Consider the following 26464-nt stretch of genomic DNA (forward strand, 5'->3'; position numbering starts at 1 on the left):
CCTTAAACTTGAATCAGTTTAAGGTAAAATTATGCTGTAAATATAGAGTGTTAGAGCGACCTTTGTGCGCCCAAGAGGGCGCACGGCGCTCTAGTCTGTACGGTGATTTTAAGAAGTTCGAAGGCGCGGAACGCAGGTTTCGCGCCTTTTTTATGGCAATTTGCCATAATCCATGTCGTCGAGCCGTGTTTCTGCCGCATTTAGCCATCACTGGCTAAAAACAGAATTGCTGCCGGAAAAAACCGGTTTGCATTTGGCCGAAAGAAATTGTTAACCATACTTCTTGAGCCTGCCTTAACCTAAATATGATTATTGGTCGGTTACGCAGGAACATCAAATCTTAAGGAGCTCCGGCCCATGCGCCGTTTCCAGTCGATTGCACGTAGCCCTATCGCTATTGCCCTTTTCATGACGCTTGCCGTTGCCGGTTGTGCGTCCAAGAAGAACCTTCCGAACAATGCCGGTGATCTTGGCTTGGCTGGTGGCGCTGCAACGCCCGGCTCGTCGCAGGACTTCACCGTGAATGTCGGCGACCGTATTCTGTTCGATCTCGATTCCTCGCTGATCCGCGCCGATGCACAGCAGACGCTGTCGAAGCAGGCTCAGTGGCTGCAGCGCTATCCGCAGTACTCGATCACCGTCGAAGGCCATGCAGACGAACGCGGTACACGTGAGTACAACCTTGCGCTCGGCCAGCGTCGTGCAGCTGCAACCCGCGACTTCCTCTCAGCTCGTGGTGTTCCAACCAGCCGCATGCGCACCGTTTCCTACGGTAACGAGCGTCCAATCGCTGTTTGTGATAATAATTCGTGCTGGTCTCAGAACCGCCGTGCCGTTACCGTTCTCAACGGTGCTGGCAGCTAAGTTTCAGCAAGTAGCATGAACCTAATCCGGAAAAAGCGGCCTTTGGGCCGCTTTTTTTGCTTTAGAGCCCGACTATTGGTGCTTTCGACAAATTTTGGCCGAAGTCACCAGTGTCATAGGGAAAGCATCTTTGCTTTTTATGGATTTTCTCTAAAAGCTGAGAAGAGCCGTGAGAAATTGGGTGTTCAGATAATATTCAGGCACGATGCCTGATCATCCTGTACATGGCCATGATTATTGCGGTTCAAGATTTTAGGGCACATGAGCGATAGGGGCAAAAGGGAATGAGGAAACCAATGAGAAAAGTGACACTGGCAATTGCCATGCTGCCGCTTTTGGCAAGTGCTCCGGTTCTGGCAGCATCTGTTTCTTCGCAGCAAGGGGTTATCCAGCTGGCGCAGGCGGGTGATGCCGGCGGCGGTCAGTTTTCGCAGCAGGTCTGTAATCTCGCGCATCAGAATGCGCAGTCCTATGCCCGTATCCTGCAGCTTCGCGATAAGATGCTGAAAATCCAGCGCGACAACGAAACCCGTTTTCAGGCATTGGAAAAGGGTCGGGGTGGCGCGCAGAACCATGTCAGTATCGGTTCCACTGCGATACTTGACGATGCCATGCGCGACAGCGGCGCCGCGGGCGGGCAGGGCGGATATCAGAGTCCGGGTTTGCAACAGGAGTTGATCCGCAATCTCACCGGTAAGGTGGAGGATGTCGACGCACAGATAGCGTTCACGAACGAGCAGTTGCAGAAGACGCAGGACGACAATGAATTCCGCTTCGAAGAGCTGGAAAAGAAAAAGGGTGGCGGAGCCGCAGCACAAGCAAGTGCGGGCCAGAATGCGCCTGTAACACCTCCACCCGGTAGCGATCTTTGCACGCAGGGCATGGCGAACCCAGCAGCAATTGCAGACACACTTGGTGCTCGTGCTGAAGCCATGAATTTCCAGGTCCTTGAACTGCAGGATCAGATGCAGAAAATGCAGGAAGAAAACGAACGCCGCTTCCAGGTATTGGAAAATGGTGATCGTGCGGATGCTGGTGGCACGCCAAATGACGGCAATGATACATCGCTGGCAAATGCTGCTCCTACTGGAACCCCCGATAACGGGGGGTCTGGAAGCATTGCGCAAGACGGTAATTATGGTTCTTCTTCTCAAACGGCGGCCAACAATTCAGCGGGCGCCGATTCCATGGCTATTGGTTCAGGTGCTGCCCCACAGGGTGGGCCCCAGCGTGGGGAGCCGCCGAGAGAGCTCGGCTCCATTCGCTTTGACAACAATGGCAATGTAATCGGCGAAACCATGAATGTGGAGCCACGCCCGGCAGAACAGGGTGCAGCACTTCCTGCTGGTGAAGCTGTCGCTTCTCTTCCAACCGACGACAATCCGAATTCGCTTTATCAGGCTGCTTATCAGTATCTGATGTCAGGCGATTACAAAGCCGCGGAGACTGGATTCCGTGAGCATATCAAACGTTATCCCGCCGATCCGACGACTGCAGAGGCGCGCTATTGGCTTGGTGAATCGCTTTATGGTCAGTCACGTTTTCCAGAAGCTGCAACGGTTTTCATCGACACGCAGCGCGATTACCCTGATTCAAAGCGCGCAGCAGAAAACATGTTCAAGCTCGGTATGACGCTTGAAAAAATGGACAATCATGACGTTGCTTGTGCGACTTTCAAACAAGTTCCTGACCGTTATCCGAATGCGGCGCCCGCAATTTTAAAGCGGGTAACGGATGAGCGCACGCGTATTAAATGCTGATTGCGGAGATCATTTGTGGGGCTTTCCCCGATCGAAATTTTTAAACCTTTCGGACTTGAGAATGCCAAAGGAATTGTGGCTGCCGTTTCAGGCGGAAGCGATTCACTGGCGCTTTTGTTCCTTTTGAAAGAGTATCTTACGACGCTGGATAATCCTCCGTCGCTGACTGCAGTTACCATTGATCATCGTTTGCGCGACGAATCGGCCAAAGAGGCCGAAGATGTGGGACGTCTTTGCAAGGCGCATGGCGTTATTCATCAAGTGCTGGCTTGGGAAGACGTGAAGCCGAAAAGCGGTGTTGCTGCTGCTGCCCGTTCTGCACGCTACCGACTTCTGGTGCAGGCCGCTCAAGAGGCAGGTGCAGATTATATTGCTACCGGACACACACGCGACGACCAGATCGAAACATTCCTGATGCGGAAAGAACGCAGTGCTCATTCGGAAGCGCGTGGGCTTGCAGCGATGGCTTCGCGGTCCTGGCTGGAAAGTTCTGTCGAGTTGATCAGGCCACTGCTCGGCAAGTCGCGTAGCGAGTTGCGTCAGGAACTGACCAAAAGAAATGTCGTCTGGATCGATGACCCAAGCAATGTGAACACCAATTACGAACGCCCGCGTGTGCGACTGACCTCCGCAGCTGAGGCTGATCCAGATATGATTCTCGCGCAGATTGCGCTCGCGAGTGCTGCGCGCAAACGTGATAACGCGATTCTGATTGCGGCTCTGGCTAATCCTGATTGCGTAAATATGAGCCCGCTTGGCGCGATTACGGTCAACGCCAATATCTATGCGGCGTTACCGGAAAATGTGCGGCGCCTGTTTTCCGGCCTGTTGGCCTCGATTGCAGGCGGTCGGCGCTTTCTGCCCGGTGATGCCGAGCGGTCTCGCATCGAGAGAGTTTTATCGGGGCAAGAAAAAAGCGGGCGCATGACGGTTTTCGGGGCGCTCATCGAAATAGGCAAGAAGGGACAGCCACATCGCTTCCGACGTGAACGGCGCAATCTTCCCGTTATGCGACTTGAACCCGGCCAGCGGATCATTTGGGACGGGCGTTATCGGTTCACCAATGAGGGTGTTCTTTCATTTGATATCTGCGCTCCTGAACGGCAGGAGCTGATTGATTTTATAAAAAACACCGGGTTGGAGGTTGATTCGACGCAACGGGAAGCACTGATGATGCTCCCCGCCGTATATGAAGACGGCAAACTTTCGCAGCTTCCGGCCATGGTTGGACAAAAATTGCCTACAGGAATCAGTATCGAAAGACACTTCGCAATCTTCGATCATGTGCTGCCGGGCTATGATTTTGAGCTGGCAAATGCCGTTGAAAAGCGGTTTGGCCGTGAATGTCCTAATTTTTATAAACCAGATTGACAAGAATCGAAGACGAGGCGGCTCTCGCGCCTTGGCAAGGCCTTCCTTCGATCCTATGTTAAGTCGAAACATCGTCCCGTTCTCGCGGGATGGCCGTGGTATCGATTGGACCCGTTATGAATCCGAACTATCGCAACTTCGCCCTTTGGGCGATCATTGCTCTGCTCTTGATCGCGCTGTTCAACCTGTTCCAGAGTCCTGGCCAGCGCACCAATTCCCGTGAAGTTTCCTATTCCCAGTTTATCGACGACGTTTCCAACGGGCGCGTGAAGTCGGTAACGATCACTGGTGAGCGGATTAGCGGTACGTTTGCCGATAACGGCTCGACCTTCCAAACCTATTCGCCGGGTGATACCGGACTGGTTTCCCGTCTTGAAGAAAAGGGTGTGGCTATCACAGCCCGTCCTGAAAGCGACGGTTCCAGCTCGCTTTTGGGTATTCTCCTTTCCTGGCTTCCAATGATCCTTATTCTGGGTGTGTGGATTTTCTTCATGCGCCAGATGCAGGGTGGCTCGCGCGGCGCGATGGGCTTTGGCAAGTCTAAGGCCAAACTTCTGACCGAAGCGCACGGACGCGTGACTTTTCAGGATGTTGCAGGCGTTGAAGAAGCCAAGCAGGATCTGGAGGAAATCGTTGAATTCCTGCGTGATCCGCAGAAATTCCAGCGTCTGGGGGGTAAAATTCCACGCGGCGTTCTGCTCGTAGGCCCTCCCGGAACCGGTAAGACGCTTCTTGCGCGCTCCGTTGCTGGCGAAGCCAATGTGCCGTTCTTCACGATTTCCGGTTCTGACTTTGTTGAAATGTTCGTTGGTGTTGGTGCAAGCCGCGTCCGTGACATGTTCGAACAGGCCAAGAAGAATGCACCTTGCATCATCTTCATCGACGAAATCGATGCCGTCGGTCGTCATCGTGGTGCCGGTCTTGGTGGCGGCAACGACGAACGCGAACAGACGCTGAACCAGCTTCTGGTCGAAATGGATGGTTTTGAAGCAAACGAATCAATCATTCTGATTGCTGCAACAAACCGTCCCGACGTTCTTGATCCAGCGCTTCTTCGTCCAGGTCGTTTCGACCGTCAGGTCGTGGTTCCGAACCCGGATATCGTTGGTCGCGAACAGATCCTGAAAGTGCATGTGCGCAATGTTCCGCTTGCACCGAATGTCGATCTCAAGATCATTGCACGCGGCACACCGGGCTTCTCTGGTGCAGACCTTGCCAACCTCGTGAACGAATCTGCTTTGATGGCAGCGCGTCGTAACAAGCGCCTTGTGACCATGCAGGAGTTTGAGGACGCTAAGGACAAGATCATGATGGGTGCGGAACGCCGCTCTGCCATGACGCCGGAAGAAAAGGCCAACACGGCTTATCACGAAGCCGGACATGCCATCGTAGCGATGAATGTGCCGAGTTCTGACCCGGTCCATAAGGCAACCATCATTCCGCGTGGTCGTGCGCTGGGTATGGTGATGCAGTTGCCAGAGGGTGATCGTTATTCGGCGACCTATACGTGGATGATTTCGCGTCTGGCGATCATGATGGGTGGCCGCGTGGCTGAAGAGCTGAAGTTCGGCAAGGAAAACATCACTTCTGGTGCTTCCTCTGATATTCAGCAGGCCACCAAGCTCGCTCGTTCGATGGTGACTCAGTGGGGTTATTCCGACAAGCTCGGTCGCGTGGCTTATGGCGATAATCAGGAAGAAGTCTTCCTTGGCCATTCGGTTTCGCGCACGCAGAATGTTTCGGAAGAAACCGCGCAGATCATTGATGCCGAAGTGCGTCGCCTGATCGACGAAGCCTATGCCGATGCAACCCGCATTCTGACTGAAAAGCGTGAGGATTGGATTGCTCTGGCTGAAGGTCTGCTTGAATATGAAACGCTGAGCGGCGATGAAATCAAGCAACTGATCGCTGGCAATAAGCCATCGCGCGATCAGGGTAGCGATACGCCGTCGCGTGGTTCGGGTGTGCCGAAAGCTGGCAGTGCGCGCAAGCGCAAGGGTGAAGAACCAGGCAGCGAGCCTGGCATCGAACCAAATCCGCAGCCGCAGTAACCGTTGTTAAACCTAGGAAAAGCCGGGCAGTCAGCCCGGCTTTTCTGCTTTGGCAGCTGATTTATCAGAAAGGCTCGGTTAAGGATTTCGGCGCATCATAAGCACAATGGTGAGGCATGCGGCTTTGATGCGATTTATTTCCCCGAAAGGTGAAATTGCAATGACTGGTGGTTTTGCGCTAATAACGCAGACAATCTATTGTCGGCTATTGCCGGGCTAATAAAATCCGGATGCCATTGCCGTCTCACTGGTTTAACAGCGACTGATATTTTATTGCTTCGAGATAGCTCTATGGCGCAACGCAAGGCTAAAAATATGACACGTAAGTATTTTGGAACCGACGGCATTCGCGGCAAGGCCAACAGCTTTCCGATGACGCCTGATATTGCCATGAAAGTTGGTATGGCAGTTGGGCACATCTTCCGTCGTAGGGGCCAAGCCTCGCGCGTTGTGATCGGCAAGGATACACGTCGTTCCGGCTATATGCTGGAAAATGCTCTTGTGGCCGGTTTCACCGCAGCTGGCATGGATGTGTTTCTGCTTGGACCAATTCCGACACCGGCTGTTGCCATGTTGTGCCGTTCATTGCGTGCCGATATCGGCGTGATGATTTCTGCCTCGCACAATCCGTTCTTTGACAATGGCATCAAGCTTTTTGGCCCCGACGGCTTCAAGCTTTCTGACGAGATCGAATTGCAGATTGAAAGCCTGATCGATAGTGATCTCTCGGCTCATCTTGCGACCCATGGCGAAGTGGGTAAGGCAAAGCGCGTCGATGGCGATATTTATCGCTATATCGAGTTTGCAAAGCGCACGTTGCCTCGCAATATATCGCTCAACGGTCTGCGCGTCGTTGTCGATTGCGCCAATGGTGCCGGCTATAAGGTAGCGCCTGCTGCCCTTTGGGAGCTTGGTGCAGAAGTCATCACGATCAATGATGAGCCGAACGGCATCAACATCAATGAGGATTGTGGTTCAACCCATCCGATTGGTTTGATGAAGAAGGTGCATGAAGTGCGTGCCGATGTCGGCATAGCACTTGATGGCGATGCGGATCGCGTTCTGCTCGTCGATGAGAATGGAACCGTGATTGATGGCGACCAGCTTCTAGCGGTGATTGCCGAATCGTGGGCTCGGTCTGACCGTCTGCAAGGCGGCGGTATTGTCGCGACCATCATGTCCAACCTAGGTCTCGAACGCTTCCTCCATGACCACAATATGACGCTTGCCCGCACCAAAGTCGGTGACCGTTACGTCGTTGAACATATGCGTGAGCATGGGTTCAATGTGGGCGGCGAGCAGTCAGGGCATATCGTCCTGTCGGATTTCGCGACAACCGGCGATGGCCTGGTCTCGGCTCTGCAGATTCTTGCGGTCGCGCAGGAAGAAAACAAGCCGCTGAGCGAGTTATGCCGCAAGTTCGAACCGGTGCCACAGCTTCTCAAAAACGTCCGCACCACTGGCGGCAAGCCGCTTGAGAACAAGAAGGTCAAGAGCGCGATTGACGAAGCCACTGAGCGTCTTGGCGCTCAGGGTCGTCTTGTCATTCGTCCATCGGGAACCGAACCGCTTATCCGCGTGATGGCCGAAGGAGATGATCGCGTTCTCGTCGAAAAGGTTGTTAATGATATTATCAGCGTCATTTCTTCGGAAAGTGCCGCTGCCTGATTAGCACGATTGCATGAGAACAAAAAAGCGCGGCAATTCCGCGCTTTTTTGTTGCGGATACGCCCTGCTGCATACTTTAGGGAAGCTTAATAAACGTAGTTAAAAAACAAGGTTAAGTTGTATTTAACTTTTCCTGAATAGTCTGCCCCTGAATACTCGGTTCCGACGCGGTTGCGGCGTGACAAATCGATGGGGCAGATAAATGAACAATCTTATTAGAAATTTGTGTGCTGGTTTGGCCGCATCGGCAGCTTTGTTGGCTTCAGGTTCTCTCGGTGTAGCAGCCGACTACATTGAACCCGTACCAGAAGTGGTTGTCGCTCCCCCAGCTGTTGGTGGTTGGTATCTGCGTGGCGATGTGGGCTACTCGGCTGCAAAGTTCCGTGGTGCGAGTTATACGCTGCCGGGTGGAGGCGGGTGCAATACCTGCGGTGAAGGCGATCCACAGATCCATGGCGGCAAGCTGAAAGGCTCATTCCTGCTTGGCGGTGGCGTTGGCTATCAGGTGACCGACTACTTCCGTACGGATTTGACGCTCGACTACATGACGCGTGCGAAGTTCACCAGCGACCGCGACGAAAGCCAAATGTCTGCTTTGTCACTCCTGGCCAACGCATATGTTGATCTCGGCAATTTCGGTGGCGTGACGCCTTATGTCGGTGCTGGTATTGGTGGCACCCGCGTGAAGTGGAACGACCTTGTTGATACCACGAATGACGGCGTATTGCCCGGCGATGCAAACTGGCGTTTCACCTATGCTCTCATGGCCGGTGCATCGGTTGATCTGACCCAGAACCTCAAGCTCGATGCTGGTTATCGTTATCGCCATATCAATGGTGGCAAGATGTTTAACGGTGCGTATGGTGTGGGCGATGGATACGACAAAGGCATGAATGTCCACGATGTACGTGTCGGCCTTCGCTATATGTTCGGCGGCTAATCGTAACGCGTTGATTGAAATAAAGGCTCGGGCAACCGGGCCTTTTTCTTTTTGTTTCCGAAAATCCTGTCCAAACGGCACATAAGTTAGTTTTGTTACGATTTTCCGTTTTTAAAATTTCGGTTTGCGCATACAAGGCCGCATGAAATTAAAGCATGTTGCAGTTAAATGGGTTCGTTTAACGTTCGCGAACATGCGGCAATTAAAAGAATCTAGAGCGAGCACCATGGGTGCGATCAAACGCGACACGCTCTAGTGTCGCCTCAAAAATAAAAGTTAGACTGCGCGCAGTCTGAAGGGAGAGAAATGAAAGCCCTCGTCGCGTTGTCCGATTTTGTCGGACGTTCCTTTGCTGTCTGGATTATCGTCTTTGCCGTACTTGGTTTCCTGCTACCATCGACGTTCAGCGTGTTTGCGCCGTGGATCGTCGTGTTGCTCGGCGTCATCATGTTTGGCATGGGCCTTACGATTTCGACCAAGGATTTCGCGGAAGTTGCCAAACGGCCGTTTGACGTGCTTATCGGTGTCCTTGCCCAGTTCCTGATTATGCCGCTCCTTGCCGTTTTGCTGACGCGCATTATCCCGATGTCACCGGAAGTTGCTGCAGGCGTAATTCTTGTTGGCTGTTGTCCGGGTGGCACTGCAAGCAATGTGATGACCTATCTCAGCAAAGGCGATGTTGCGCTCAGTGTTGCTTGCACCAGCGTCACAACCTTGCTTGCACCGATTGTCACGCCGTTTCTCGTCTGGTTTTTTGCCAGTCAGTACCTTCCCGTCGATGCGATGAGCATGTTTGTCAGCATCCTCAAGGTTATCCTCGTGCCGCTTGCGCTTGGCTTCATTCTGCAAAAGCTGATGCCAGGTCTTGTGAAGGCAGCAGTTCCAATGCTGCCGCTGGTGTCTGTCATCGGCATTGTTTTGATTGTCGCTGCTGTGGTTGCGGTCAACAAGGTCGCGATTGCCCAGTCCGGCGCATTGATCTTCGCGGTTGTCGTGCTGCATAACGGATTTGGATTGCTGTTGGGCTATTTCGCGGCACGAGCTGCTGGTCTTTCGCTTGCTAAACGCAAGGCGATCAGCATCGAGGTCGGCATGCAGAACAGTGGTTTGGGTGCGGCACTTGCGAACGCGCATTTTTCGCCTCTGGCGGCTGTTCCGAGTGCCGTTTTCAGTGTGTGGCACAATGTTTCTGGTGCGCTCATCGCAAGCTATTATGCGCGCATGCAAGATGAACCATCCAAGAAGTAATCCCAGAGCATGTCTCCCAAAATTGGGAACAGGTTTTCGGAATCTAAATGACTACTAGAGCGTGTCGCGCTTGATCGCACCCATGGCGCTCGCTCTAGATTCTTTCAATTGTCGCATGTTCGCGGGAGCTCAAATGAATCCATTTGAGCTCGACATGCTTTTTAGGCATCCAAACTCGCCGGGACCAATCTCGGCAGGTTCTGCAAAAATAACTTTCACGCCATATTGTGAAAATTTTGCTTTCCGGTATTTTCATCAGCGGGCCACGCCTCCCCAACGAGGCGCGTGCTATCTGTGAGGATAGGAAACAAAAATGACGACGATTGCGAAGCCGGCAGTTCGCCCGGCTAACCCTAATTTTTCATCTGGTCCCTGTGCAAAACGCCCTGGTTGGTCGCTTCAAGCGCTTGCCGATGCGCCGCTTGGCCGTTCGCACCGCGCGAAAATCGGCAAGAACAAGCTGAAAGAAGCCATCGACCTTACCCGTGAAATTCTCGGCGTTCCCGCTGATTACCGCATCGGCATTGTGCCTGCATCCGATACGGGTGCTGTTGAAATGGCGCTGTGGTCGCTGCTCGGTGAGCGCGGCGTGGATATGGTTGCATGGGAGAGCTTCGGTTCGGGCTGGGTCACCGATGTGATCAAGCAGCTCAAGCTCGAAGACACGCGCACCTTTGTTGCGCCTTATGGCGCGCTGGTCGATTTCGCTGAAGTCGATTTCGACCGCGATGTGGTTTTCACTTGGAATGGCACGACTTCTGGCGTTCGCGTACCAAATGCTGATTTCATTCCAGCAAATCGTAAGGGTCTGACCATTTGCGATGCAACATCGGCTGCTTTCGCGCAGCGTCTTGATTTTGCAAAGCTCGATGTCGTCACTTTCTCATGGCAGAAAGTGCTGGGCGGCGAGGGCGCACACGGCATTCTCATTCTTTCCCCACGCGCTGTTGCACGTCTGGAAAGCTACAAGCCAGCATGGCCGCTGCCAAAGATTTTCCGCCTCACTTCAGGCGGCAAGCTGATCGAGGGCATTTTTGTCGGCGAAACGATCAACACGCCTTCCATGCTTTGCGTTGAAGATTATCTCGACGCACTGAGCTGGGCGCGCTCTGTTGGCGGTCTTGACGGTCTGGTTGGGCGCGCCGATGCGAACTTCGCAGTTCTCGATGCTTTTGTTGAAAAGACGCCATGGATTGCGAATCTGGCGCAAGAGCCTGAAACGCGATCCAATACCTCTGTCTGCCTGACGATCGTTGACCCGGAAGTGACTGCACTTTCGGCGGATCAGCAGGCGGCTTTTGCTAAGGGCATTGTTTCGGCGTTGGAAAAAGAGGGCGTTGCCTTCGATATCGGTGCCTATCGCGATGCACCGTCGGGCTTGCGCATCTGGGCCGGTGCTACGGTTGAAACTTCCGATCTCAAAGCACTGACAGCATGGCTTGATTGGGCTTTCGGCTTACAGAAAGCCGCGCTGAAAGCTGCTGCTTAATCCGGGGAAGTGCATGAATTCGTGGTCGCGTTGGGGCGATCACGATCAGCATTCCATTCGTTTCGACGCATGGTCCAAACCCAAGCCGGTTCATAGCTTTTGCTGGACATGCTCGATTAAAGATTACTTGAAGGAGGCCTTCCATGGCACCTCGCGTTCTCGTATCCGATAAATTGTCGCCGACCGCCGTCCAGATTTTCAAAGATCGCGGCGTTGAAGTTGATTATCTGCCCGATCTTGGCAAGGACAAGGAAAAGCTCCTTGAAGTCATTGGCCAATATGATGGTCTGGCGATTCGTTCGGCCACCAAAGTCACCGAAAAGCTGATCGCAGCCGCCACCAACCTCAAGGTTGTCGGACGTGCTGGTATCGGCGTCGACAATGTTGATATTCCGGCCGCGTCGCGTCGCGGTATCATTGTGATGAACACGCCTTTCGGCAATTCGATCACCACTGCAGAACATGCAATTGCACTGATGTTTGCTGTTGCTCGTCAGCTTCCTGAAGCTGACGTTTCAACCCGCGCCGGCAAGTGGGAAAAGAACCGCTTCATGGGCGTCGAAATCACTGGCAAAACGCTTGGTGTTATCGGCTGCGGCAATATCGGCGCGGTTGTTGCCACACGCGGCATCGGTCTCAAGATGCATGTCGTGGCGTTTGATCCATTTCTCTCCGAATCGCGCGCACAGGAACTCGGCGTGGAAAAGGTGGAGCTGGATGAACTTCTGGCACGCGCCGATTTCATCACGCTGCATACACCACTGACCGACAAGACACGTGGCATCATCAATGCAGACGCCCTTGCAAAGACCAAGCCGGGTGTCCGTATCGTCAACTGCGCTCGCGGTGGTCTGATCGTTGAAAAAGATCTGGTCGAAGCGCTTAAATCGGGGCATGTGGCAGGCGCTGGGATCGACGTGTTCGAGACTGAACCGGCAACTGAAAACGAGCTGTTCAATCTGCCAAACGTCGTTTGCACCCCGCATCTTGGCGCTTCGACTTCAGAAGCACAGGAAAATGTGGCTTTGCAGGTCGCCGAGCAGATGTCGGATTACCTCGTCAAGGGGGCGGTATCAAATGCCATCAACATGCCCTCGATCACGGCAGAAGAAGCACCGCGTCTCAAGCCCTTCGTCAAGCTTGCAGAAGTTCTGGGCGCCTTCGTTGGTCAGGTAACAGACGAGCCTATTCAGGAAGTCGAAGTGCTTTTTGACGGCTCGACCGCTGGCATGAACACCCGCGCTCTGGTGAGTGCGGCTCTCGCAGGTCTGATCCGACCGCAGGTGGCTGATGTGAATATGGTTTCGGCACCGATCATGGTGAAGGAACGTGGAATCATCGTTTCCGAGATCAAACGCGACAAGTCAGGTATCTTCGACGGCTATATCAAGCTGACCGTGAAGACGACCGAACGTGAACGCTCGATTGCCGGAACCTGCTTCTCTGATGGCAAGGCGCGCTTCATTCAGATCAAGGGAATCAACCTTGATGCCGAAGTCGGTCCACACATGCTTTATGTGACGAATGTCGACATTCCGGGCATGATCGGTCTGCTTGGTACGATCTGCGGCAAGCACAATATCAACATCGCAAACTTCGCTCTCGGACGTAATCATCCGGGCGGCGATGCGATCGCGATGCTCTATGTCGATGACAGGATTCCACAGGCAGCACTTGACGAACTCATTGCACAAGAGGCAATCAAGGCGGCAAGACCTTTGGAATTCAACATCGAGGAAGCTTGAGCAACATGACGGACGGGATTGAACAGGCAGAATGGCGACGCATGCAAGCGCCAGATATGGCGCGTGTGACGGCTGTGGCCAATGTCGTTCATCCCGACTTCTTCGAGGATGAGGCGGTCTTCCGGGACCGCTTCAGCATTTATCCGGCTGGTTGCTTTGTACTGGCACGCGGCACTGAAATTCTCGGTTATGGTATCAGCCATCCGTGGAAACTTGATTCGGTCCCCGCCCTTAATTCGGTGCTGGGCGAACTGCCCAATGACATCAGCACGTATTATATTCACGATATTGCACTTCTGCCTGAAGTCCGTTCTGGCGGGCAGGCATCGCGTGTTGTCGAGCTTATGGCAGCGCAGGCCGAACGTGATGGTTTCGTTACCATGGCACTTGTTGCCGTTAATGGGTCTCAGGGCTTCTGGGAGAAAAAGGGCTTTGTCATTCGTGATGTGCCTGCACTCGAGGAAAAGCTGCAAGGCTATTCGGATGAGGCGCTCTACATGGTTCGCGCTGGCTAGAAGAGCGTTTTACCACAGAATAGCCATATTCTCGACACCGGTTCGCCATGTTTTTCCCCGTTTTGAAAGCTGTTTTTCCAAGTTGTCGTGAAAATATTCGCATTTCCTGCATGAAAGAGTCGCGTAAGCAGGATTCAGTCGGTATAGAGACGAGGGATCAGCACCTCGCGTTTCATTGACGGGGCTTGCTTGCGATCCTTGGGCTATACATTACGGCTGAAATGCCGGACCGAGGAGTTTTCTCAATGGCGAATGTAGTTGTCGTCGGGTCGCAATGGGGCGATGAGGGCAAGGGAAAGATCGTGGACTGGTTGTCCGAGCGCGCCGATGTGATTGTGCGCTATCAGGGCGGTCATAACGCGGGTCATACGCTTGTCATCGATGGCGTCAGCTACAAGCTTTCGCTTCTGCCATCCGGCCTTGTGCGCGGCAAGCTGAGCGTGATCGGCAACGGTGTTGTGGTTGATCCGCATCATTTTGTCATGGAAGTTGAGAAACTGCGCGGTCAGGGCATCGAAATCACGCCGGACGTGCTGCGCATTGCGGAAAACGCTCCGCTGATTCTCTCCATTCATCGCGAACTTGACGCTATGCGCGAAGGCGCTGCTGAAGGCCTCAAGATCGGCACGACCAAGCGAGGTATTGGTCCTGCTTACGAAGACAAGGTTGGCCGTCGTGCAATCCGCGTTATCGACCTGACTGAGCCGGAAACACTGGAGCCAAAGGTTGAGCGTCTGCTCACCCATCACAACCTGCTGCGTCGCGGCATGGGTCTTGAAGAAATCTCGGTTAAGACCATTCTTGAAGAGCTGACTTCGGTTGCCGACAAGATCCTGCCTTACATTGATCAGGTCTGGCGCGTTCTCGATGAACGCCGTAAGGCTGGCGCTCGCATTCTTTTCGAAGGTGCACAGGGTGCATTGCTCGATAACGACCACGGCACCTATCCGTTCGTCACCTCGTCCAATACGGTTGCCGGTCAGGCAGCTGCCGGTTCGGGTCTTGGTCCGACAGCAATCGGTTATGTTCTCGGCATTACCAAGGCGTACACCACTCGTGTTGGCGAAGGTCCGTTCCCGACCGAACTCAACGATGAAATCGGCGAATTCCTTGGCACCAAGGGCCATGAATTTGGTGTGGTGACGGGTCGTAAGCGTCGTTGCGGCTGGTTCGATGCGGTTATCGTTCGCCAGACGGTTCGCACGTCCGGCATTACCGGTATTGCACTGACCAAGCTCGACGTTCTCGACGGTCTTGAAGAAATCAAGATTTGCGTGGCCTATGAGCTTGATGGCAAGCGCATCGACTATCTCCCATCCTCAATGGGTGCGCAGGCTCGCGTGAAGCCGATCTATGAAACGCTGCCGGGCTGGTCGGAAACGACAGCTGGTGCGCGTTCGTGGAATGATCTTCCGGCACAGGCTGTCAAATATGTTCGCCACATCGAAGAGCTGATCGGTGCTCCGGTTGCAATGCTTTCGACGAGCCCTGAACGTGAAGACACGATCCTCGTAACCGATCCATTCCAGGATTGATTGATCTGAACTTCGGTTCTGCAAAAATAATACACCCGGTTTGTCATCATGGCGGACCGGGTATTTTTTTAAGGTTTTTTCGCGATCATTTTGAAAGCGTTCACTTAATCGTTGCCGCAACCTTTGCTTTCCATCGATTATTGTGATTATTGAGACATTTACTGCATTTCGAACTCGCGGAAACTGGGTAAAACGGCATGGCGGATTTTGTAGCGGTTCTGAAAAAGACAATCGATGCGCAGGCAGACAAATCGCCTGAACTGCGCCAGCGTGTCTATGCAAAGGCGCGTGCGACGATTGAACAGAAGCTTGTGACTGCGAATGCCTCGCAAGTTGTGGCTGTCCGCCAGCGCAAGATTCTCGAAGACGCTATTGAAGAAGTTGAAGCTTTTTACGCCCCGCCGGCATCGACGCCTGTGGTTGAAGAACCGCAGACGGATCCGCTGGAAGACTTTCTGCACGAATCAACCCGTTCGACACGAATGTCGTCCTATGATGATGAAGCTCCGGTTTCGACCGAGCGTCGTTATTCCGACGGCGATGTCGATAGTGATGCTGCTGCCGCGCCGGTTCATTCTCGTAGCAATGATGACTGGGCCGTTGAGCGCGATAGGGACGGTTCTGATGACAAGGCGTATGCCCGCCGCGGGGAATATGCAGATCAGGACGTTCGGAAAGAAAAGCGCTCGTTCAAGGGTTTGATCATCGGCCTTATTGCCGTCCTCGCTCTTGGTGGCGTGGGTTATGGCGTTTGGGCAAACAAGGACAAGCTGCAGGAACTGGCATCAAGCCTTGGCCGCAGCGATGCGCCTGCCAGCGGTGATACGGGTACAACGCAACCACCTGCAGAAGAGACGCCGCCAGCCGGACAGACCGCCGGTAATGAGCAGCCGCCGAGCGAACAGACGCCAGCAACACCTGAAGAACAGAAGATGACGCAGCGTCTCATGCCAGATGGCAGTGAGACCGATGAAGGCCCGGCGGGTGGTCAGGCTGGCGTTGGCGAAGGCAAATCAACAGCCGCTTCGACACCAACGCCTGAGCAGACCAACACCCAGAATCAGCCGCAGTCTCAGCAGGCCGTAGCCGTTGGCCAGCAGGCGCTTCTCTATGAAGAGCGCGGCGGTACGGAAACCGGATCGGTTGAGCGTGGCAACGTCGTCTGGTCCGAGATTGAAGAAAGCCCAAGTGAGGGCGAACCGGCAGCGCCAGCTATTCGTGCAAGCGTGACGATGCCTGACAGCAAGGTTGAGCTGAAGATGACGATCCGCAAGAATACGGATCAGTCGATTCCTGCCAGCCATCTGATTGAAATGGTCTTCACCGTGCCTGATAATTTCGTTGGCGGTGTCGTCGATAATGTTCAGCGTATTACGTTCAAGGATACCGAGCAGGCAGCGGGCAACCCGTTGATTGCTGTACCGTCCAAGATCGCGGATAATTTCTTCATCATCTGGCTTAATGATGCAAAGACCGCGCAAGATACCAATCTTTCGCTGATGCGTCGTCTGCAGTGGATCGACATTCCGGTTTCCTACCGCAATGGTCGCCGTGCGCTGATCAGTCTTGAAAAAGGAGTTCCCGGCGAGAAGGTCTTTAATGACGTTCTCGGCGTGAACTAAAACGCAGAACAGAGAATCATAAAAGGCCGCTGTAAAGCGGCCTTTTTTATTGAAACCAATACGATTATTTCTTTTCTGCGAAAGCCTTGATTGCCTTGGCTACTTCGTTTGCTGCAGTTTCAGCACTGTCAAAACCACCCAGTTCTACAACTTTACGGCCTTCTGGGAGCTGCTTGTAAACGCGGAAGAATGCTTCAAGGCGCTGTTGCTCAATCTTTGGCAGATCCGAGAGCTCCTTGATGTTGTCGTAGGTTGGATCGATTTTGGAGGTTGGAACAGCCACGATCTTATCGTCGGTTTCGCCACCGTCGATCATCTTCAGAACGCCGATTGGGCGGACCTTGATAATTGCGCCTGGAACGATAGGTTCACGGGTGTAGACGAGGGCATCAAGCGGATCACCATCGCCAGCGAGCGTGCTGGTGATCGAACCGTAATTGGCCGGATAGATCACAGGCATCGACTGATAACGATCAACAACGATGTGACCGGTCTTGTCGTCAATTTCATATTTGGTGAAGCTGCCCTGAGGAATTTCGATGGCAGTGAAGAACTCTTTCCCGTCCTGTTCTTTCTGAGGATAGTCGAGATAAGAGACATATTCAGACGCAGATACGGCGGTCGCAGCGGTGAGAGCGAGAGCTGCAGCGAGCAGGAGCTTTTTCATGGGATGACCTTTAGGCTTCGGTGAAATACACCTGTTGCCTAAAGCCATTGCGTCACAGTTATTTGACGGATTTTTATCGGTTGCGTGACAGTGCGTCACCACTCGACGAGTAGCGAACAGCGCATTTCGATTTTACCCGAAAATCCGCTTGTCAATTTGGTCAAGCATTTCAAAAACAAACTGCCGCAAAATGGAGGGATCCATTTGCGGCAGACATTGGTTTCAAAGACAGAAGAATTTTAGGCGTGAGCTTCCTCGACATGATTCAACGCCTTCTGCTGTTTGAAAGCTGCGGCCTTGACGGCGGCCTGTACTTTTTCAAAGGCGCGCACTTCAATCTGACGCACGCGTTCGCGGCTGATGCCAAACTCACCGGAAAGGTCTTCCAGGGTCATTGGGTCTTCTGAAAGGCGACGAGCCTGAAAAATGCGACGTTCGCGGTCGTTAAGCGTGTCCATGGCCTGTTCGAGCAGCGAACGGCGGCTTTCCAGCTCGTCCTGTTCAATCAGAACCTGTTCCTGGCTGCTGCTGTCATCGACCAGCCAATCCTGCCATTCGCCCGATTCCCCTTCACTCGCGCGCAGAGGCGCATTGAGCGAAGCATCGCCGGACAGACGACGGTTCATGGAAACGACTTCTTCTTCGCTGACTTGCAGCTTGGTCGCAATCTGCTTGACCTGATCCGGGTTGAGATCGCCGTCATCAAGCGCCTGAATTTTGCTCTTCATCTTGCGCAGATTGAAGAACAGACGCTTTTGATTGGCAGTCGTGCCCATCTTCACAAGGCTCCACGAGCGCAGGATATATTCCTGGATCGACGCCTTGATCCACCACATTGCATAAGTAGCAAGACGGAAGCCGCGTTCTGGTTCAAAGCGCTTGACTGCCTGCATCAGGCCGACATTGCCTTCGGAGATAACTTCACCGATCGGCAGGCCATAGCCGCGATAGCCCATTGCAATCTTCGCAACCAGGCGAAGATGGCTGGTCACCAGCTTATGAGCTGCTTTCGCATCAGTATGTTCATGATAACGCTTAGCCAGCATGTATTCTTCCTGCGGCTGAAGCATTGGGAAACGACGAATTTCTTCAAGATAGCGGGTAAGACCACCGTCACCGGATGTAATGCTGGGGAGATTAACCTGGGCCATAGAGCACCCTCCTTTATAGTTTCAGGCTCCCATTTGGCGAACCTGTCGCGGGGGCTGCCTCCTGCACTTCCCACACGCGAGCCTCCATATATAGGCACGATTTTGGCGAAAACACGATCTTTAAACTCATGAAACAATCTGTCACTAGAATGTGAACAGCAAGGGAGCACATGCTCATCCATGATGCTGCGATAAGCACCCTTGCTATTTGTGTTCACGCACATCCCATCCGAAAACCGTTTCACACTTTTCGGGATGAGCTTAAACATAGTCATGAGTGGCCCAAAAACGAGCCCGATATTCTTTACAGGCTTATATAGAGTGGCTGCGGAAACTTTCCAGAAGGTGTTTCATATCTTCCGGCATCGCGGCTTCAAAGCGCATTAGCTCTTCTGTTGCGGGATGCGTGAAAGCGAGAAGCCATGCATGCAGTGCTTGGCGGTGGAAGCCGTGTACGGCGTTCTTGAGCGGTTCTGGCAACTTGTTGGCTTTGGTTTTATAGGCACTGCCATAGTCCATGTCGCCGACAAGCGGATGGCCGATATGGGCCATGTGAACACGGATCTGATGCGTGCGACCCGTTTCGAGACGGCACTCGACCAACGAAGCAAGCGAGGTTGCATCTTCCTGTGGTGCAAACTTCTCAATCGTCGAATAATGGGTGACCGCGTGGCGCGCATCTTCGCGCTCTTCTTTCACGACGGCCTGTTTGGTGCGATCGCGATGCGAGCGGCCAAGATGGGCATCAATCACACCTTGCGGGCGCTCAGTCATGCCCCAGACGAGTGCAAGATAAGCGCGTTCCAGATCGCCGGTGCGACCGTGATCGGCAAACTGTTCGCTCAAATGGCGATGGGAACGATCATTCTTGGCAACAACCATAACGCCGCTTGTATCCTTGTCCAGACGATGAACGATGCCGGGACGGCGGATTCCACCGATACCGGACAAGCTATCGCCACAATGATATATGAGGGCATTAACAAGCGTTCCCGTCCAGTTGCCGTTCCCCGGATGGACAACAAGGCCTGCGGGCTTGTTGATGACGATGAGATCATCGTCTTCATAGAGAATATCCAGCGGGATGTTCTCGCCTTGCGGATCGGCAGGTTCAGGCTCAGGCAGCACGATGGCAATCTTCATGCCTTCGCGCAGCTTTTGCTTTGCGCCGCTGGCGGGAATACCATCGAGGGTCACATGACCCTCAGCAATCAGGGACTGGACGCGACTGCGGGAGAGTTCCGGCCCCAATGCTGCGGCCAGCCACTGGTCTAATCTTTTGCCTGCAGCATCTAGGTCGGCAATTAGTTCTTTCAATTGTCTCTTCCCTTCGTTATCACGCGCCCACGCGGGTGCATGAACCGGAGTCATTTAATGCAGGATCCACACTATCCCAGATATCAGAATCAGCAGGATTCAGGATATCAGGACTATCAGCAGGGCTATTATCCGGAACAACAACAGCCGGAACCCCCGCTTGATCCAGCGATGGAGAAAGTCCGTCGCAAGATGATCCGTCTGCTTGCAGTTTCCATCGGTGTTATGTTGATAGGTCTTATGGCTGTGCTTGTCGCAGTTGTCTACAAGATCAATCGCGCGCCGGACGCAAGCGAAACAGAAGCTGCGCGCACAGACATTCCGGGACAGGCTGCAATTGCACCCTCGCTGCCTGAGCCAATCAAGCTGATTGAATCGCAGATTGAACTTGCGCCGGGTACGCGCCTGCTGTCGCAAAGCCTGTCTGGCCAGCAGCTTTCGCTGGAAACTTTGCTGCCAGACGGCGGTACTGAGATTATCGTTTACGATTATCGCGAGTCCCGTATCATTGGCCGCATCAAGCTCGGTAATGTCGAGTAATTCATGAGTTACAGGGCGGCAGTTTTGTCGCCCTTTTCAATATCAGCTGGCATTGCGCTTTGGGCTTGTCAGGTCTATATCAGCGGAAGCTACTTGGCTCTGCGCCCATCGTCTAGCGGTTAGGACGGCGCCCTCTCACGGCGCAAACAGGGGTTCGATTCCCCTTGGGCGTACCAAGATTTCAACACCTTCAATTAAAATGGCTCTTGCTCGCGAATTGACGTCTGTTCAATTTGGAGAGACGTTCGCGCGCTGACTGGTTGAAGCGGTAGCCTCTAGCATTGGACGCAAACGTTGCTTAAAGAGTTTGATGCACGGCATAAAGCCATTACAAGTCTACTCCTGATCACAGATATATCGACGACAGTTGAAGAGCTAAATACTGAGGGTGAAAATGCGTCATACGAAATACTCCGCTGTCTTCTGCGCCGCTTTAGGAATGTACGCATTTCCCCTTGTTCCAGCATTGGCCCAAGCAGGGTTTGACTGCGGAAAAGCTTCGACTGCAACGGAAAAGGCGATTTGTTCTAAGGAAGAGATTGCCGAGGCAGACCGTGCTATGTCGATTGCGTATTCTGCACTGATTGAAAGAGCCGATCCTGCATTGAAGGAAGCACTTCGTGTGGATCAGGGCGACTTCATTCGGTTGCGCACTCAGGCGTTTGAAAGCAATTTATCTAATCCAGAAAGCAAACTGCAAGGTTTGCTGGACCGGACAGAAATGCGCGCAGAGTTCCTCAACTGGATATCGGTCACCAGCAACTCATCCTTTGAAGGCAACTGGCGCAACGAATGGGGCCTCGTAGAGCTGGAAAAAAATACATCAGGCCAGCTTTCGGTGAAAATCAACGTTGCCGATCAGGCGAATGGGAGCTGGGTGTGCAACTTCGAGGGTGTGCTTGAGCAGAAAACACCGGGCGAGGCAGAGTTTAAGGGCGGGTCCGGGCCCCTTGTGCTTCAGTTGGAAGGAGCAACCTTGAAAATTCCTACACAATTTTGCGATGAGTCTACTTCCGGTGGCTTTGGCACTGCAGCCGGCACCTATTTTCGCGTTGGTGCACCATAATCGGTGCACACCGCGCTGGTAATGAGGCCGACATCCTTGGTTGTATCAGAACCTTCGGCCAAGGTGCCTATTCTGCTCAGGGACTAATCGGAGAATCGGCTCTGTATGAACCAAGCGAAATCTATCAGGAAGCAGAACTGGTGCTTCTCGGCGATTGTATCCCTGATCTTTGGCGCAATAACCGCATTCATTTTCTACTATCTTGTTTTCTTCGGCGTGGGTAACGACGGATATCTGGTGATATTCTGTGTCTACACGGCACCCGTGGGGATCATATCCGGTCTCTGGGGCCTATTTTACTGGCGCAGCTTTGTCGCCTTTATAGGCTTCATTCTGAGCCTCTCACCGCTTGCCTATTTGTGATCGCACGATGAAGAGCCCTCATTAGCAAGGGTGATCAGAAAATGGTCTGGGGAGATGTTTGCCATTCCAGTTGCAAAAATTTGCAACTGGAGCATTGCCGGTGCATAATCTCAGCATGAGTGAATCGTATAAGAAACCCGATTATGAGCAGGAGTTGAGGCAGGCTGGTGTCCGCATTACGCGGCCGCGCCGCATCATCCTGAACATATTGACTGAGACGGAAGATCACCCGGACGCGCTGGAGATTTTCCGGCGTGCGGTCGAGATCGACAATAGCATTTCGCTATCCACCGTTTACCGGACTATGAAACTGCTCGAAGAGCTAGGTGCGATCCACCGCCACGCCTTTGCTGGTGGACCGTCCCGGTTCGAACAGGCGAGTGGCGCACATCATGACCATATTATTGATATGGATAGTGGCGATGTGGTCGAATTCCGCTCTGACAAAATCGAAAAATTGCAGGAAGAGATTGCGCGTTCGCTCGGATATGAGATCGTTCATCACCGTCTCGAACTTTATTGCAAAAAAATAAAATCCTGAGGGAACCAAATCCCTCAACTGGCGTTTTTTGCTATGAGGACTGCAACCCGCCCCGCAAGCAGTCTTCATCGTTCACTTCAATCTCCCCGTATGAAGTGGACAGCGAGAATGCCGCGCAGACGCCCCCGTTTATGCAGCTGGCGTTCCGCATATTCAGAGTAAAGCCGTTGTGGTGAGGACCATAACGGCTTTTCTTTTGTCGTGTGACTTGGATTGATGGGCCAATTGAGCGTGTCGCGCTATAGCGGTTCCAGTTAAGACTGAAACGTTAGAACCGCTGTAACTGTTTGTTTTTACGCATTATCCAACGCAAAATCACTTCGCACTTTTTGCTGGAGATGCTTTAATCGCACCCGTGGCACGTGCTCTAGGTTCATTTAATTGTTGCATGTTCGCGGGAGCTCAAATGAATCCATTTGAGCGCGGCATTCTTCAGAGCCCATGCAGCCTTTCGGCGGCCCAAAGCAGGTTCTAACTTACTGGCTCTACGCATCGTGCTTTCCCAAAATCGATTCCGATTTTAGGGCCGATGCGCTGGTCTTTCTAAGAATCGAATTGTTCTGCCGGAACCGTAAGAGAATAGACAGCGCCTGCGCCATCCACGCGGTATTCAGCATGTCCACCCACAGCTGAGGGAACAATGCGTTGTAGAACGGCGCTGCCAAAGCGCGGATCGTGTTGATAGACTTCGGGCATAGACGGGTTGGTTTCTTCCCAATGAAAAACCAGCTCCTCGTCACCTTTTTCCGTACGGTGGATTTTTGCGGAGATGATAACGCGTCCATAAGGGATCGAAAGCCCGCCAAAAGATGTCGCGTTGATAATCAGCTCATGCAGAGCAAGGCCGACATGCAATGCAGCACCCGGGAAAAGATAAGGATTGTCGCTTTCGATGATCAGGCGCTCATCGTTAATGTCGATATATTTTTCAATCTGTGAGCGGACGAGATCGAGAAACAATGCGCCGTGCCAATTGGAATCGGTCACCAGATCCTGAGAATAGGAGAGGGACTGGATACGACCGCGAAATTTTAGAAGAAAGTCATCGACAGAATCAGTGAAGCGAGCCGTTTGGCTGGCAATGCTCTGAACAATGGCGAGCAAATTCTTTGAGCGGTGGCTGACCTCGCGCAACAATGTTTTCAACACTTGTTCGCGGCGTTTCAGCTCGCTGATTTCAAGAGCCGTGGTGACCAGCCCCAATACGGTTCCATCGGAATCGCGATCGCAATCAATGTGAAACTCTATCCAGCGAAGTTTATCGCCGTCGTTGATAGCCAACTCGACATTCTGTGCCGTGCCAGTTTCGAGCGCTGTCTGTTTTGCATGATCAAGCCGCGACATGGATGTGGAGAAGATAAAATCGCAATCCTTGCCGCCCGCTTTCCATTTTTCCTGCCAGTAAGTGGGGATGTTTTCGCCCCATGAGTAAAGGAGGTCGGGTGTTTGATAGAGAACGCAAACATTGCTGTTCCGCACGGCTCGCAATAATGCGCGCAAACGTGAAGCATCCGGCTCTGTTTCTTTGAGAGTTGGGTTTGATGCTGTCATGAATGCCTCAACTGCCGTCCGTTGTAGAATGAAAATAGCTTGGTGATCGATAAAATTGTGTTTTGAAATAGAGAATTTAAGAACGTCTGATTGTTTCGAAGACGAATGATCGCGCCGTTGGCTGGAGCCTTATCACGACGCGATCTATTTGTGGGCTGGGGGAGGGCTGAAATATGCCCTCTACCAGCAATATTCCTTCTATCGTTTAAGCCTTGCGGATAGCAGAAGCGATCAGCGATACGACGAGCAGCGCCAGGAATACGAAGAACAGAATCTGTGCGATACCGGCTGATGCGCCAGCGATACCACCAAAGCCCAAAGCACCTGCGACCAGAGCTACCACGAGAAAAACGAGAGCGTAATAAAGCATTTTGGTTCTCCTTTTCATTGATTGAAAGGGAAACGTCCTGTCTATGCTTTTGGTTCCTTGGAATAGACAATTTGCAGGTCCAGACCCAAAAAAATCACGCGTTTTCAAGCGGATGATTGTTTGCTGAAAGCTAATGCCCCTGAAAAGATTTTCTTTACAGGGGGCACTAACTTATGGGCTCTATCGTGTGTTTTTAGGCTGCGACTTGAGCGGCTTCCTCAAAAAACAGGGCTTGGCTGATAAGCGCCTTGACCATGTCGGGATTAAACGGCTTGGTCACAAGGAAGGTCGGCTCAGGCCGTTCGCCTGTGAGGAGGCGTTCTGGGAAAGCCGTGATGAAGATCACAGGAACAGTATCATCCTGCAGAATTTCATTGACCGCATCGATACCCGAGCTTCCATCCGCAAGCTGAATATCCGCAAGCACCATGCGTGGCTTTTCGCGCTTATACAGCGCAAGCGCTTCATCCTTAGTGCGCGCAATACCAACCACTTCATGACCCAGACTTTCGACCATCTGTTCGATGTCCATGGCAATCAGCGGTTCGTCTTCGATGATCATGATGCGGGTCGCGACCTGCTTCGAGATTTCGGTGGAAGCGGCTGCCAGAATCCGACCAAATTCACTTTCTTCCAGTTCGAGAATTTCGGCTGCTTCACGATCATTGAAGCCCTCGACTGCAACGAGCAAAAATGCCTGTCGCGGCAAGGGAGCGATATGAGACAGGTTCCTTGCTGCCTGCTTTTCCCATGCAAATTCAGACGCAGGTTCCGGTATCTGGACGGACGCCGTCTTGTAGAGACTGCAGAACAGTCGATAAAGAGCAATTCGATCAGCAGATGAAGGCGGGAAGATACTGATATCTGCGATCAAAGCTTCCAATGTTGCTGCAACATAGGCATCACCCGATGCCTGCGAGCCTGTCAGGGCGCGCGAAAAACGACGAAGATAAGGAAGGTGCGGCGCAATACGCGTCGATAACGTCATGGTTCATAGACTCCTCAGTGCCGCTATTCTTGTTTTTTAACACTCACGGTCAGGCCTGAAAGCCTTTGGAGAATGTTATAGAGCGCGGCATTATGATACGAAAACGTCACGGCTTGAAAATAGTTCCACGAGAAAGTGACAATTCCGGGAACTTTTTGAGAGTGGGTGCATTTAGCCTGTGAATGCTGGGGCTTGGTAATATCGAAACAGGGCTTAATGCCTAGAATGAACAAGAGATGACGAACAAGAAAAACTTTCATGCGAACGGGGTCGGGGTACGGCTAAACGGGCGCGTCCGGAAGGACATTTTGGGGCCAAACTGCGAAGTAGGCCTCAAACTAAAAGCGCTTTATACTTCGATACAGGATGAGACAATTCCGGATCGTTTTCTCGATCTTTTGGAAAAACTCGATCAGGCTGAACAGGAGAGTACGCGTGAGCAGAGCACTGGTTCCGTCGGCTGAGGAGATGGCGCAATTCAAGCGTGAACTCCTGGCATCGTTGCCGAGTCTGCGTGCGTTTGCCATATCGTTGATCGGTCAGCATGACCGCGCTGACGATCTCGTTCAGGACACAATAATGAAAGCCTGGGCCAAGCAGGAATCCTTTGAGTTGGGTACCAACATGAAGGCTTGGCTCTTTACGATCCTTCGTAATGAATTTTACACGCAAATGCGGAAGCGCGGTCGTGAAGTGCAGGACACTGATGGCGTGTTCAGCGAGCAGCTTGCAGTGCATCCTTCGCAGTATGGAATGCTGGATTTGCAGGACTTCAAAGCAGCTCTCGACCAATTGCCTGATGATCAGCGTGAAGCAATCATTCTGATCGGTGCATCAGGCTTTGCCTATGAGGAAGCTGCCGAAATCTGTGGGTGTGCTGTAGGCACGATAAAAAGTCGTGTCAGTCGGGCTCGTACGCGTCTGCAGGAGATATTGCAGATTGAAGGCGATGCAGACTACGGACCTGATGCGAACTCCTCCCGCGTGACTTTGAGAAGCTTTGCCTAGAACACGACCCGAAAAACGGGAACCGGTGTTCGGACTAAGATATGCGTAAAAACAAAAAGATAGAGTGTCGTGCGCCCTCTCGGGCGCTATACAA

General features: G+C 52.7%; 24 protein-coding genes and 1 tRNA gene. 19 read left to right on the forward strand and 6 right to left on the reverse strand.

Annotated elements, in window-relative coordinates:
• Positions 1-357: 357 nt before the first annotated feature.
• The 12 genes from pal (at position 358) to QBD00_RS22490 (ending at position 16808) form a co-directional block, all read left to right on the forward strand.
• Positions 358-864 carry a peptidoglycan-associated lipoprotein Pal gene (gene pal / locus QBD00_RS22435; protein WP_094578174.1) on the forward strand — a complete coding sequence of 169 codons (507 nt, stop codon included), beginning with the start codon at positions 358-360 and terminating at the stop codon, positions 862-864.
• Positions 865-1148: 284 nt separating this feature from the next.
• Positions 1149-2624 (forward strand): tol-pal system protein YbgF, encoded by a 1476-nt coding sequence (ybgF, locus tag QBD00_RS22440; RefSeq protein ID WP_318580573.1) that lies wholly within the window; start codon positions 1149-1151, stop codon positions 2622-2624.
• Between the two features lie 15 nt (positions 2625-2639).
• Positions 2640-3995 carry a tRNA lysidine(34) synthetase TilS gene (gene tilS / locus QBD00_RS22445; RefSeq protein ID WP_318580574.1) on the forward strand — a complete coding sequence of 452 codons (1356 nt, stop codon included), beginning with the start codon at positions 2640-2642 and terminating at the stop codon, positions 3993-3995.
• 116 nt (positions 3996-4111) lie between these two features.
• On the forward strand, positions 4112-6046 hold the full coding sequence (gene ftsH, locus QBD00_RS22450) for an ATP-dependent zinc metalloprotease FtsH (RefSeq protein WP_095447320.1): 1935 nt from the start codon (positions 4112-4114) through the stop codon (positions 6044-6046).
• 315 nt (positions 6047-6361) lie between these two features.
• Positions 6362-7714 (forward strand): phosphoglucosamine mutase, encoded by a 1353-nt coding sequence (glmM, locus tag QBD00_RS22455; protein WP_191793448.1) that lies wholly within the window; start codon positions 6362-6364, stop codon positions 7712-7714.
• Positions 7715-7916: 202 nt separating this feature from the next.
• Positions 7917-8654 (forward strand): outer membrane protein, encoded by a 738-nt coding sequence (locus tag QBD00_RS22460; RefSeq protein ID WP_095447318.1) that lies wholly within the window; start codon positions 7917-7919, stop codon positions 8652-8654.
• 306 nt (positions 8655-8960) lie between these two features.
• Positions 8961-9902: a bile acid:sodium symporter family protein gene (locus QBD00_RS22465; RefSeq protein WP_318580575.1), complete on the forward strand. Its 942-nt coding sequence runs from the start codon at positions 8961-8963 to the stop codon at positions 9900-9902.
• Between the two features lie 313 nt (positions 9903-10215).
• A complete protein-coding gene (locus tag QBD00_RS22470) occupies positions 10216-11391 on the forward strand; it encodes a phosphoserine transaminase (RefSeq protein ID WP_318580576.1) in 1176 nt (391 codons plus the stop codon).
• Between the two features lie 143 nt (positions 11392-11534).
• On the forward strand, positions 11535-13136 hold the full coding sequence (gene serA, locus QBD00_RS22475; protein WP_191793449.1) for a phosphoglycerate dehydrogenase: 1602 nt from the start codon (positions 11535-11537) through the stop codon (positions 13134-13136).
• A 5-nt stretch (positions 13137-13141) separates the two neighbouring features.
• Positions 13142-13651 carry a GNAT family N-acetyltransferase gene (locus QBD00_RS22480; RefSeq protein ID WP_095447314.1) on the forward strand — a complete coding sequence of 170 codons (510 nt, stop codon included), beginning with the start codon at positions 13142-13144 and terminating at the stop codon, positions 13649-13651.
• Between the two features lie 245 nt (positions 13652-13896).
• Positions 13897-15186, forward strand: a complete 1290-nt coding sequence (locus QBD00_RS22485) for an adenylosuccinate synthase (protein ID WP_318580577.1) — start codon at positions 13897-13899, stop codon at positions 15184-15186.
• A 197-nt stretch (positions 15187-15383) separates the two neighbouring features.
• Positions 15384-16808, forward strand: coding sequence for a transcriptional regulator (locus tag QBD00_RS22490; RefSeq protein ID WP_095447312.1), 1425 nt, complete (start codon positions 15384-15386; stop codon positions 16806-16808).
• Between the two features lie 64 nt (positions 16809-16872).
• Here QBD00_RS22490 and QBD00_RS22495 read toward each other — a convergent pair whose 3' ends face one another.
• From QBD00_RS22495 to QBD00_RS22505, 3 genes are all read right to left on the reverse strand, one after another.
• Positions 16873-17475 (reverse strand): inorganic diphosphatase, encoded by a 603-nt coding sequence (locus tag QBD00_RS22495; RefSeq protein WP_095447311.1) that lies wholly within the window; start codon positions 17473-17475, stop codon positions 16873-16875.
• Between the two features lie 239 nt (positions 17476-17714).
• Positions 17715-18626 (reverse strand): RNA polymerase sigma factor RpoH, encoded by a 912-nt coding sequence (gene rpoH / locus QBD00_RS22500; RefSeq protein ID WP_095447310.1) that lies wholly within the window; start codon positions 18624-18626, stop codon positions 17715-17717.
• A gap of 312 nt (positions 18627-18938) precedes the next feature.
• Positions 18939-19997 carry an RluA family pseudouridine synthase gene (locus QBD00_RS22505; RefSeq protein ID WP_191793450.1) on the reverse strand — a complete coding sequence of 353 codons (1059 nt, stop codon included), beginning with the start codon at positions 19995-19997 and terminating at the stop codon, positions 18939-18941.
• A gap of 3 nt (positions 19998-20000) precedes the next feature.
• On the opposite strand from QBD00_RS22505, the gene QBD00_RS22510 reads away from it, so the two are divergent.
• The 5 genes from QBD00_RS22510 to QBD00_RS22530 all read left to right on the forward strand — a co-directional run bounded on the left by QBD00_RS22510 (position 20001) and on the right by QBD00_RS22530 (position 22453).
• Positions 20001-20483, forward strand: coding sequence for a hypothetical protein (locus QBD00_RS22510; RefSeq protein ID WP_095447308.1), 483 nt, complete (start codon positions 20001-20003; stop codon positions 20481-20483).
• 101 nt (positions 20484-20584) lie between these two features.
• Positions 20585-20659: transfer RNA gene (locus QBD00_RS22515), tRNA-Glu, on the forward strand.
• Between the two features lie 218 nt (positions 20660-20877).
• The gene (locus tag QBD00_RS22520; protein WP_318580578.1) at positions 20878-21549 is read left to right on the forward strand and encodes a lysozyme inhibitor LprI family protein; all 672 of its coding nucleotides are present in this window, start codon (positions 20878-20880) and stop codon (positions 21547-21549) included.
• 105 nt (positions 21550-21654) lie between these two features.
• Entirely contained in the window at positions 21655-21912 is a 258-nt protein-coding gene (locus QBD00_RS22525) for a hypothetical protein (RefSeq protein WP_318580579.1), read from the forward strand.
• Positions 21913-22027: 115 nt separating this feature from the next.
• Positions 22028-22453 (forward strand): Fur family transcriptional regulator, encoded by a 426-nt coding sequence (locus tag QBD00_RS22530; RefSeq protein ID WP_024895691.1) that lies wholly within the window; start codon positions 22028-22030, stop codon positions 22451-22453.
• Positions 22454-22996: 543 nt separating this feature from the next.
• On the opposite strand, the gene QBD00_RS22535 is transcribed toward QBD00_RS22530, so the two are convergent.
• From QBD00_RS22535 to QBD00_RS22545, 3 genes are all read right to left on the reverse strand, one after another.
• The gene (locus tag QBD00_RS22535; protein ID WP_095447306.1) at positions 22997-24004 is read right to left on the reverse strand and encodes a PAS domain-containing sensor histidine kinase; all 1008 of its coding nucleotides are present in this window, start codon (positions 24002-24004) and stop codon (positions 22997-22999) included.
• Positions 24005-24209: 205 nt separating this feature from the next.
• Positions 24210-24374 carry a DUF1328 domain-containing protein gene (locus tag QBD00_RS22540; RefSeq protein ID WP_007876538.1) on the reverse strand — a complete coding sequence of 55 codons (165 nt, stop codon included), beginning with the start codon at positions 24372-24374 and terminating at the stop codon, positions 24210-24212.
• A gap of 193 nt (positions 24375-24567) precedes the next feature.
• Positions 24568-25362, reverse strand: a complete 795-nt coding sequence (locus QBD00_RS22545) for a response regulator (RefSeq protein WP_095447305.1) — start codon at positions 25360-25362, stop codon at positions 24568-24570.
• Between the two features lie 236 nt (positions 25363-25598).
• Between QBD00_RS22545 and QBD00_RS22550 the strand changes: the two genes are divergently transcribed.
• Both QBD00_RS22550 and QBD00_RS22555 read left to right on the forward strand, forming a co-directional pair.
• Complete coding sequence (locus QBD00_RS22550) at positions 25599-25826, forward strand: NepR family anti-sigma factor (protein WP_095447304.1); 228 nt, start codon at positions 25599-25601, stop codon at positions 25824-25826.
• Positions 25827-25830: 4 nt separating this feature from the next.
• Positions 25831-26370 carry an RNA polymerase sigma factor gene (locus QBD00_RS22555; RefSeq protein ID WP_095447303.1) on the forward strand — a complete coding sequence of 180 codons (540 nt, stop codon included), beginning with the start codon at positions 25831-25833 and terminating at the stop codon, positions 26368-26370.
• Positions 26371-26464 lie beyond the last annotated feature (94 nt).

It is taken from the genome of Ochrobactrum sp. AN78 (assembly GCF_029909885.1).
Lineage (GTDB): Bacteria > Pseudomonadota > Alphaproteobacteria > Rhizobiales > Rhizobiaceae > Brucella > Brucella quorumnocens.

Excerpts from the sequence above, each read along its gene's own strand:
- pal (WP_094578174.1), top strand. The coding sequence starts at position 358 with ATGCGCCGTTTCCAGTCGATTGCACGTAGCCCTATCGCTATTGCCCTT.
- ybgF (WP_318580573.1), top strand. The coding sequence starts at position 1,149 with ATGAGGAAACCAATGAGAAAAGTGACACTGGCAATTGCCATGCTGCCG.
- ftsH (WP_095447320.1), top strand. The coding sequence starts at position 4,112 with ATGAATCCGAACTATCGCAACTTCGCCCTTTGGGCGATCATTGCTCTG.
- glmM (WP_191793448.1), top strand. The coding sequence starts at position 6,362 with ATGACACGTAAGTATTTTGGAACCGACGGCATTCGCGGCAAGGCCAAC.
- QBD00_RS22460 (WP_095447318.1), top strand. The coding sequence starts at position 7,917 with ATGAACAATCTTATTAGAAATTTGTGTGCTGGTTTGGCCGCATCGGCA.
- QBD00_RS22465 (WP_318580575.1), top strand. The coding sequence starts at position 8,961 with ATGAAAGCCCTCGTCGCGTTGTCCGATTTTGTCGGACGTTCCTTTGCT.
- QBD00_RS22470 (WP_318580576.1), top strand. The coding sequence starts at position 10,216 with ATGACGACGATTGCGAAGCCGGCAGTTCGCCCGGCTAACCCTAATTTT.
- serA (WP_191793449.1), top strand. The coding sequence starts at position 11,535 with ATGGCACCTCGCGTTCTCGTATCCGATAAATTGTCGCCGACCGCCGTC.
- QBD00_RS22480 (WP_095447314.1), top strand. The coding sequence starts at position 13,142 with ATGACGGACGGGATTGAACAGGCAGAATGGCGACGCATGCAAGCGCCA.
- QBD00_RS22485 (WP_318580577.1), top strand. The coding sequence starts at position 13,897 with ATGGCGAATGTAGTTGTCGTCGGGTCGCAATGGGGCGATGAGGGCAAG.
- QBD00_RS22490 (WP_095447312.1), top strand. The coding sequence starts at position 15,384 with ATGGCGGATTTTGTAGCGGTTCTGAAAAAGACAATCGATGCGCAGGCA.
- QBD00_RS22495 (WP_095447311.1), bottom strand. The coding sequence starts at position 17,475 with ATGAAAAAGCTCCTGCTCGCTGCAGCTCTCGCTCTCACCGCTGCGACC.
- rpoH (WP_095447310.1), bottom strand. The coding sequence starts at position 18,626 with ATGGCCCAGGTTAATCTCCCCAGCATTACATCCGGTGACGGTGGTCTT.
- QBD00_RS22505 (WP_191793450.1), bottom strand. The coding sequence starts at position 19,997 with ATGACTCCGGTTCATGCACCCGCGTGGGCGCGTGATAACGAAGGGAAG.
- QBD00_RS22510 (WP_095447308.1), top strand. The coding sequence starts at position 20,001 with ATGCAGGATCCACACTATCCCAGATATCAGAATCAGCAGGATTCAGGA.
- QBD00_RS22520 (WP_318580578.1), top strand. The coding sequence starts at position 20,878 with ATGCGTCATACGAAATACTCCGCTGTCTTCTGCGCCGCTTTAGGAATG.
- QBD00_RS22525 (WP_318580579.1), top strand. The coding sequence starts at position 21,655 with ATGAACCAAGCGAAATCTATCAGGAAGCAGAACTGGTGCTTCTCGGCG.
- QBD00_RS22530 (WP_024895691.1), top strand. The coding sequence starts at position 22,028 with ATGAGTGAATCGTATAAGAAACCCGATTATGAGCAGGAGTTGAGGCAG.
- QBD00_RS22535 (WP_095447306.1), bottom strand. The coding sequence starts at position 24,004 with ATGACAGCATCAAACCCAACTCTCAAAGAAACAGAGCCGGATGCTTCA.
- QBD00_RS22540 (WP_007876538.1), bottom strand. The coding sequence starts at position 24,374 with ATGCTTTATTACGCTCTCGTTTTTCTCGTGGTAGCTCTGGTCGCAGGT.
- QBD00_RS22545 (WP_095447305.1), bottom strand. The coding sequence starts at position 25,362 with ATGACGTTATCGACGCGTATTGCGCCGCACCTTCCTTATCTTCGTCGT.
- QBD00_RS22550 (WP_095447304.1), top strand. The coding sequence starts at position 25,599 with ATGACGAACAAGAAAAACTTTCATGCGAACGGGGTCGGGGTACGGCTA.
- QBD00_RS22555 (WP_095447303.1), top strand. The coding sequence starts at position 25,831 with ATGGCGCAATTCAAGCGTGAACTCCTGGCATCGTTGCCGAGTCTGCGT.